The sequence below is a fragment of the Aquimarina agarilytica ZC1 genome, assembly GCF_000255455.1.
GTDB classification, from domain to species: Bacteria; Bacteroidota; Bacteroidia; order Flavobacteriales; family Flavobacteriaceae; genus Aquimarina; species Aquimarina agarilytica.
Window position 1 is genome coordinate 1 of sequence record NZ_JH621265.1, and the last position, 6700, is coordinate 6700.

Annotated in this window: 5 protein-coding genes; 1 reads left to right on the forward strand and 4 read right to left on the reverse strand. The window is 32.5% G+C overall.

Annotated features, from left to right (window positions below; all coding sequences use genetic code 11):
- Positions 1 to 45 precede the first annotated feature (45 nt).
- The 4 genes from KQA_RS0211440 to tamL all read right to left on the reverse strand — a co-directional run bounded on the left by KQA_RS0211440 (position 46) and on the right by tamL (position 5764).
- Positions 46 to 675: a DUF4369 domain-containing protein gene (locus tag KQA_RS0211440; protein WP_010181253.1), complete on the reverse strand. Its 630-nt coding sequence runs from the start codon at positions 673 to 675 to the stop codon at positions 46 to 48.
- 268 nt (positions 676 to 943) lie between these two features.
- Positions 944 to 1804, reverse strand: coding sequence for an acetyl-CoA carboxylase, carboxyltransferase subunit beta (accD, locus tag KQA_RS0211445; RefSeq protein ID WP_010181255.1), 861 nt, complete (start codon positions 1802 to 1804; stop codon positions 944 to 946).
- 144 nt (positions 1805 to 1948) lie between these two features.
- The gene (gene fbaA / locus KQA_RS0211450) at positions 1949 to 3016 is read right to left on the reverse strand and encodes a class II fructose-bisphosphate aldolase (protein WP_010181257.1); all 1068 of its coding nucleotides are present in this window, start codon (positions 3014 to 3016) and stop codon (positions 1949 to 1951) included.
- A 198-nt stretch (positions 3017 to 3214) separates the two neighbouring features.
- Positions 3215 to 5764, reverse strand: coding sequence for a translocation and assembly module lipoprotein TamL (tamL, locus tag KQA_RS0211455; RefSeq protein ID WP_010181259.1), 2550 nt, complete (start codon positions 5762 to 5764; stop codon positions 3215 to 3217).
- 46 nt (positions 5765 to 5810) lie between these two features.
- On the opposite strand from tamL, the gene KQA_RS0211460 reads away from it, so the two are divergent.
- Entirely contained in the window at positions 5811 to 6551 is a 741-nt protein-coding gene (locus KQA_RS0211460) for a TrmH family RNA methyltransferase (RefSeq protein WP_010181261.1), read from the forward strand.
- Positions 6552 to 6700 lie beyond the last annotated feature (149 nt).

A 6700-nucleotide genomic window follows, 5' to 3' on the forward strand; every position in this document is an offset into this window, starting at 1 on the left:
CTAGCAATCACCATTATATTAATGCTTTTATGCGAAAATATTAAATTAAAATCGTATAATATCTTTTTCCCAAACTCCTTTAAAAATGTTTAATAATCGCATGCTAACAACGGAGTTAGGATGGGTATCTAAAAAAGAAAAGCAGACTTGTTTTTCTTCTTCTTGTATTACCTTTAAATAAGCATTGGAGGCGTTCTTTATTTTTAAATCGGTATTTGGGTTTGATAAAATTTTATATATACTATCACGTTTTTTGGAAACAGCAACTATTTTTTCGGTTAAACTATTTTCTTCTGTTTGTACTTTGCCTCCTAATATTTCGGTGTTTAAGCGATTCCTAGATTCGTTTTTAAGTGTAATAATTCCGTTTTCAATCCAAAAATCGGCAAAGAAGTCAGTTTTTTTAACTAAAATTCTAGCATCGGTAATTTCTGTAAAGTCCCCTTCAAATTGAAACTTTCCATTAATTATATACGTAGAATCAACAATGTCGTTGTTAATGAATAGGCCGACCATGGTACTGTCTTTAAATTTTTTGAAGGCTCCTTCAATTTTATATTGGTCAGTTTTTAAAGTAGTTGACTTTTGGTGATCTATTGCACCTTGAGGATTTTTAGTGTCTTTTTTGCAAGAAAAGAGTAATATGGAAATTAGTACTAAATATATAATTCGCATTTGATATGTTTAAATAGAATGATCTGCAATATAATTTAATTATATCATTTGCTGTTTGAAAATACAGTAAAAGAAATTGATGATTTAATGCGATTAGCTAGATTTTAATTAAAAGAGCTGTTGCGGAGTGCTATGCAGTTATTTTCATTTTTAGCTACAGGTATAAATCTAGCAGGGAATGTATGTATTTTAGAAAAAAAAGAAACCATTTTCTAATACAGAAAATGGTTTTATAATATGAATTTAATTCAGAAAATATTCAATGCAGTTAAACAGTAACTAAAGATCTATTTAAAATAAGATTTAAGTAATTGTTTACTTTGTTTTTTAAATCTTTTCTGTGAACAATAAAATCTAGGAATCCATGCTCAAGCAAAAATTCAGATGTTTGAAATCCATCAGGAAGTTCTTTTCCGGTTGTATCACGAACAACACGAGGTCCTGCAAAAGCAATTAAAGCACCAGGTTCGGCAATATTAATATCTCCTAGCATGGCAAACGAAGCGGTGATTCCTCCTGTTGTAGGGTCGGTACATAGTGATATATATGGAAGTCCTTTTTTAGCTAATAAACTTAGCTTAGCAGAAACTTTAGCCATTTGCATTAATGAATGCGCAGCCTCCATCATTCGTGCGCCACCTGATTTTGAAATAATCATTACAGGGAGTTGGTGTGCTATAGCATAATCAATAGCGCGCGCTATTTTTTCGCCCATAACACTACCCATTGATCCTCCAATAAAAGCAAAATCCATACAAGCAATAACGAGTTCGTTACCATTGGATTTTCCAACGGCAGTACGAACAGCATCTTTAAGTTTTGTTTTGGATTGTGCTTGTTTTAAGCGATCGGTATATTTCTTTTTATCCTCAAATTTTAAAGGATCCTTAGAAGTCATGTTTTTATCAAGTTCTTTAAAATCATTGTCGTCAAACATAATGTTAAAGTACTCGGCACTTCCAATTCGGACATGATAGCCATCTTCGGGACTTACGTAAAAGTTTTTTTCAAGCTCTTTAGCCTCAATAACTTTTCCGGTAGGGGATTTGTACCAAAGTCCTTTAGGTACATCTTTTTTTTCTTCAGTAGGAGTTTGTATTCCTTTTTCTTTTCTTTTAAACCAAGCCATAGTTGTTGTTTAAAATTAATTGTCAAAAAAGTCAGACTAGTAAGCTTTAACTGATTTATGCTCATTTACATGAGGTAATCAATAGGCTTAGTCTGACTTTTCTTTAAAGTATAGGTTACAAATACAAATTAAAACCGCTTGGGTTTATAATGTATTTACGTTATTTAAGTCAGCAAAAGCTTTCTTTAAACGTGTTACAAATGTTTGTTCTCCAACACGTAACCATTTTCTTGGGTCATAGTGTTTTTTGTTAGGTTCTGCTGCTCCTTCAGGATTTCCTATTTGAGTTTTTAAATAAGCTTCGTTATCAACCATGTAGTCACGGATACCATCACAAAAAGCAAATTGTAAATCTGTATCAATATTCATTTTAACTACACCGTATCCAATAGCTTCTCTAATTTCTTCAACTGTTGATCCAGAACCACCATGGAATACAAAATCAATATGATTTTTTTCTACTCCATGTTTTTTAGTAACATACTCCTGTGAATTTAATAAAATTTTCGGTGTTAGTTTTACATTTCCAGGCTTATATACTCCGTGCACATTACCAAATGCTGCAGCAATAGTAAATTTGTCACTTACTTTACTTAATTCAGTATAAGCGTAATCAACTTCTTCAGGTTGTGTGTATAATTTAGATACATCAACATCACTGTTGTCAACACCATCTTCTTCACCACCTGTAATTCCTAATTCTATTTCTAATGTCATTCCCATTTTGCTCATGCGCTCAAGGTATGTTTTACAGATCTCAATGTTTTCTTCTAATGGCTCTTCAGAAAGATCAATCATATGAGAAGAATATAATGGCTTACCCGTTTGCTTGTAAAACTCTTCACCAGCATCAAGTAATCCATCAATCCAAGGAAGTAATTTTTTAGCACAGTGATCTGTGTGCATTACTACAGGTACGCCATAAGCTTCTGCCATTAAGTGTACGTGTTTTGCACCAGCAATAGCACCAGCAATAGCAGCTTTTTGACCTTCGTTAGAAAGACCTTTTCCTGCATTAAACTGTGCTCCACCGTTAGAGAATTGAATAAAAACAGGTGAATTTAATTCAGCAGCAGTTTCCAATACTGCATTAATTGTATTTGATCCAATTACGTTTACAGCAGGCATTGCAAAGCCTTTATCCTTAGCATATTTAAATAACGCTTGTACATCGTCTCCGGTTACTACTCCTGGTTTAATGTTATGACTCATCAGTTTTTTTATTTGTTATAAGGGCATAAAAGTAATGAATTTCTATTGAAAAAAAGCATTTAGTAATCCAGTTTTAACCCAGTTGAACTATTAGGTGTGCTTAATTAAAGGTTAGTAGGTAATAAGGACTATATTCTGATGACTTGAAAAAAGAGCTTCTTTTTCTTTAAAAGGGGAGGGTGATATGGTGATTTTTAGTTAGAAAGGATAATTGATACCTACATTAAATACTGTTTTTGAAAAGTTTATTTCGGAAAACCAAGGTTTGGTATCTATCCTTGCCGGATTGTAAATTTTCCAGGCAGCATCCAAGCGTAATACAAAAAAACTAAAATCATAACGCATTCCTAAGCCAGCGCCGAGTGCTATTTCGGATAAATCTTTAATGCTCGAAAAAGTAACATCTTCTTCATCTTCAAAACGATCTAAAACATTCCAAATATTTCCAGCATCGGTAAATAAAGCGCCGTTTAATGCTCCTGCGATATTAAAGCGATATTCGGCATTGAATGCTAACTTAAAATTTGCTTCATTAAATTCATTACGACCGCCGCTTTTACCAGGCCCTAAGTCATAAGGAGTCCAGGCACGGTTATCATTTGATCCTCCTCCAAAGTAACTTTGTGAAAAAGGAATAGAATTGGAGTTGCCATATGGAAAAGCAACACCACCAAAACCACGAATAGCCAAAATGTTTTTATCTCCAAAATCCCAGTGTTTTATATATTCTGATTCAAATTTGATAAACTGAGAAAATTCCACTCCAAAAAGATCAAAGTTGCCGTCCTCATTCTTTTTTCGGTTTGTAATACTGGCTATGGTTGACAAAAAGCTACCGGCACTTTCTATTTTTAAACGAAAGCGAGAAAAGTTTTCGTCGTATAGGTTTTTACGAGTATCATTAATTAGGCTGTAACTAGTTGTTAGTATAAGGTTGTCCTCGGTAAGTCGGTTTTTACGTTCGGATATACTACTTACCTCTCTAAACTGTGAATTGTTAATTGTTGTGTTTCCACTGATGACACTGTTTATGAATTGGTCGGCACCTGTAGGTATTTCTAAATTTGAATCTTCATTAAAAAAGGAACTATCTGTTGGAAGAATATTTTTAGCTATATCGTTTAGTCTATTATATGAGTTTTGGTATACATTAAAATAGTTTTCGGCATTTAAGTTTCGAACATATTGTAAGCCAAAAAGATCAAATTGATTGGATAAGCGTCTATTAGGTTTCCATTTATATCTAAAAATACCCGAAACACTTTCTTTGTCCAAACCTATGTTTTGTTGTGTAGTAATACCAATATTAATACTTGTTTGGGGAGCGCTTGATTTTTTTATGATTTTATCGGTTCCAAAAGGAAATAGGATTCTAGGGAAGCTTAGTTTGGCGTCAAGGCCTAGTTCCGAAATATTGAAAAATTTCTCATCACTATCGGCGACATCTTTTGAAGATCCTATATTACTACGTGCCGAAATTTCGAAAGATTCTGCTCTACGAAATACATTCCGAATTAATAATGAGCCTCCAAAACCTAAACCAATATCTTGAATAATGGATGTAGAAACATCGAAGTTGAAGCCAATGGCATATTTTTTTCGGGGTGTTAAAAATATGTTGGCAATTAAATCTTCACCTTTAGGGTCTCGACGATCTTCCAAAAAAGTAATTGTTGGGTATTTAAATACACCTAAACTATTTAAGGAATTATAGGTGAGCGTTCGCAAACTATCACGGTATATGGTGTTTGGAGTAAGAAAAACGGCATTCGTAATTGCTTTGGGCTTAAACTTTAGCTTATCATAGCTAAATAACTCAAAGCCTTTGTAGCTAGTGCTATCTTGCGGTTTTTTTGATTTATTTTTTATAGCACTATCGGTAAAAATATTTACTTTGCTAATGGAGTGTACTTTAAAGGGTATTTGTGAAATAGAGTCGTTAAAAGTAACGGGTCTATTTTTTATATCTAGCGTAAGGTTTACTTTTTTATTAGTATTAATAGTGTCAGCTTCAAACTTGATAAAATCGCGTTCAAAATGAAATAAGCCTTCGTTGCGTAGGCGTTTTGTAATTCGATTTCGTTCATTTTCAAGTTCAATGGTATTGTATTGTTTTCCGGTTTTTAGCAGTGATTTATTTTGGTGTTTTTTATAGATAGAATCTGCTATTGCCGAATTTATACGAACTCCAATGCTATCCACTTCATATGGGATTCGGGTAGTAATATTATAGGTAACACTAGCTTTTAAGCTATCATTAGGTGAAATTTTATGGGTTGAAGAAACATTAAACCAACCTTTATTCCAAAAGTAGGCTTCAAGTTTTTTTTGAGATTTTTCTATTTTTTGTTTGTCAACAATGACAGGAGCTTCTCCTGTTTTTTTTAACCAATCATTAAAATTTATTTTTCTGTTTACAAGTCTATTGACTTGTTTTTTTGAAAGTAATTTGGTTAAACGGGTTCTTTTTTTAGGATTGTTTTTTAACTTTTCTATGTAAATAGAATCCGCATTTTCTTTACTTAAATTGTAAATGCCTAATTTAATCGGGATTCCTAATAATCGTTTATTGGGTTGTTGTACTAAATAATTATAAAGTTTTTTGTTTTTAGTTTTTTCGCCATTGACCAGAATGGTGTTTTGAGTAAGTAGGTGATTATTTTCTGGAACTTTTTTTACCGTATTACAACTTAAAATAATAAGTTGTAGTACCAGAATAAGTGATATTTTTGTAAAAAATCGATTCAATGAATTACTTGAGTGTAGTTACTGGAATCAAATGTACATTATTTGTATGGTTAGCAAAAACCAAAAGAAACTAATACGTAGTTTAAAGCAAAAAAAATATCGAAAACAGCATGGATTATTTGTTGTTGAAGGGATAAAAGTAATTAGAGAGTTTTTAAATACACATTATGTGTTAAAAAATTTATTTGTGCTTAACGCAGAAGTTCATTTGTTTCATGAAATAGAAGAGAAAAAAAGACAAGTGGTTTCGGAATTAGAATTATCTCAATTGTCATTTTTAACTACTCCTCAAAAAGCAGTTGCTGTTTTTGAAATCCCTGTTGCTAAAACAGAAGTAAAGCATGAAGGTTTGCAAGTTGTTTTAGATGATGTAAAAGACCCCGGTAATTTAGGAACCATAATTCGTTTATGTGATTGGTTTGGTGTGGAGCGATTAATTTGCTCCAATGAAACTGTTGATTGTTACAATCCAAAAGTAGTTCAGGCAACTATGGGATCATTAACTAGGATTTCTGTAATTTATACTTCTATTAGCGGATATATTAAAGAGGCGGATGTACCTGTTATAGGTGCGTTTATGGATGGTGAAAATGTATACCAAGCTACACTTCCTAAAAAAGGTTTATTAATTATGGGTAATGAGGCTAATGGAATAAGTGCGACCATTGAAAAAGAGATCACCCAGAAAATTGCTATACCTCGTTTTGGAGTTATACAACAAACCGAAAGTTTAAATGTAGCTACAGCAACAGCTATATTACTAAGCGAATTTAGAAGAGGGGTGTAAGTCTTTATTTTAGGTCTTATACAGGTTAGTAAATTTTTGATAAAAATGAGGTTAATTTAAGTAAAAGCAAAAAAATAAAAAACAATTTTACCAACTACCAACTACCAACTACCAACTACCAACTACCAACTACCAACTACCAACTACCA

Bases quoted from the DNA above. Each gene is read 5' to 3' on its own strand.
- fbaA (WP_010181257.1), bottom strand. From the start codon at position 3,016: ATGAGTCATAACATTAAACCAGGAGTAGTAACCGGAGACGATGTACAA.
- accD (WP_010181255.1), bottom strand. From the start codon at position 1,804: ATGGCTTGGTTTAAAAGAAAAGAAAAAGGAATACAAACTCCTACTGAA.
- KQA_RS0211440 (WP_010181253.1), bottom strand. From the start codon at position 675: ATGCGAATTATATATTTAGTACTAATTTCCATATTACTCTTTTCTTGC.
- KQA_RS0211460 (WP_010181261.1), top strand. From the start codon at position 5,811: ATGGTTAGCAAAAACCAAAAGAAACTAATACGTAGTTTAAAGCAAAAA.